Source organism: Elstera litoralis, from assembly GCF_000963705.1.
Lineage (GTDB): Bacteria > Pseudomonadota > Alphaproteobacteria > Elsterales > Elsteraceae > Elstera > Elstera litoralis.
This window is the reverse complement of record NZ_LAJY01000657.1, coordinates 1-1129: the sequence shown is the minus strand read 5'-3', so window position 1 is coordinate 1129 and position 1129 is coordinate 1. Positions and strand designations below refer to the sequence as shown.

The 1129-nt window shown below is 52.0% G+C and carries 1 protein-coding gene and 1 pseudogene; both read left to right on the top strand.

From position 1 onward, the window contains the following. The first annotated feature begins 31 nt into the window (after positions 1–31). Entirely contained in the window at positions 32–694 is a 663-nt protein-coding gene (locus VZ95_RS18725) for a protein phosphatase CheZ (protein ID WP_052711938.1), read from the top strand. Between the two features lie 249 nt (positions 695–943). Then, positions 944–1129: pseudogene (locus VZ95_RS28390) on the top strand (hypothetical protein); the annotation flags it as partial.

Below are 1129 nucleotides of genomic sequence, written 5' to 3'. Positions count from 1 at the left end.
CAGCGGCAGAACGCCGATAGAGGCAGAGAGAATGAGCCGGACGATTACGAACGAAGATATCCTTCGCTCCTTGCTTCAAATTGGGACAGGGCTGCATAAGGAATTTTCGGAATTCCGCGACACGCTCAAAGTTGCCGCGCTGACGATCAATGAGAAGAAGTTCGAGGAAGCCAAACACTTGGCCCGCGAACTGGAAGATCTCTCGAAACATATTCTGAACACCAAACGCGAAATTGCGCTGATTTCGGTGCAAACCGATGGCGGCAATTTTCAGTCGGCCAATTTCGAGTTGGATGCGGTCGTCAAGCAGACCGAAGACGCCACCAATAATATTATGACGGCGGCGGAAAATATTAGCGCGCTATCCGGCGCGCTGGCCGAGATCGACGATCCCATCGCCCGCGCCGCCAAAATCGACGAGATCAATAACGAAGTCGTGACGATTTACGAATCGTGCAACTTCCAGGATATTACCGGCCAGCGCATTCGCAAAATCGTGCGCATGCTGACCTATATCGAAACGCGCATCGAAAATATGATCCGCATTTGGGGCGCGAGCGAAATCGGCCAGATGACCGCCGGGGCCGCCGAAGAGGAACGCGCCGGAGCCAGCGACGAAGCCGATCTGCTCAACGGCCCGCAACTACCCGGCGCGGCGGTCAGCCAGAACGAAATCGACGATTTCTTCCGCTAGGCGGGGTTTACTCTTCCTCTTGCCTCTCGAAGGCCCTGCTTGAAACCGGCGCGCTCTCGCGCCGGTTTTCGTTTGTGCGGTCTCTTTTGGGTGGAAATAAAATAGAATATTCGACAAAATATTTACAATTTAAACGTTTAAATTTTTATTAAAGCGCCCTTAGGTTGTTAATTGTCTGTAAACACGCCCTGTATAAAGCGACAGCAGGCCTGTACTTCATCCAATCAGCACAGCATCAAGGAGATGATTATGGCTCAAGTTTCTGAAGGTTCCGAAGGCGCGGATTATATTGATCGGCGCTTCAAAGACCCCGGAGAAGGTAATGATGGCGATAATATTCAAGGCCTTGGCGGTAATGATACGATTTTAGGCGGTGATGGACGGGATCACATCTCGGGCGGAACCGGCAATGACTCGATCAATGGCGGTATGGGC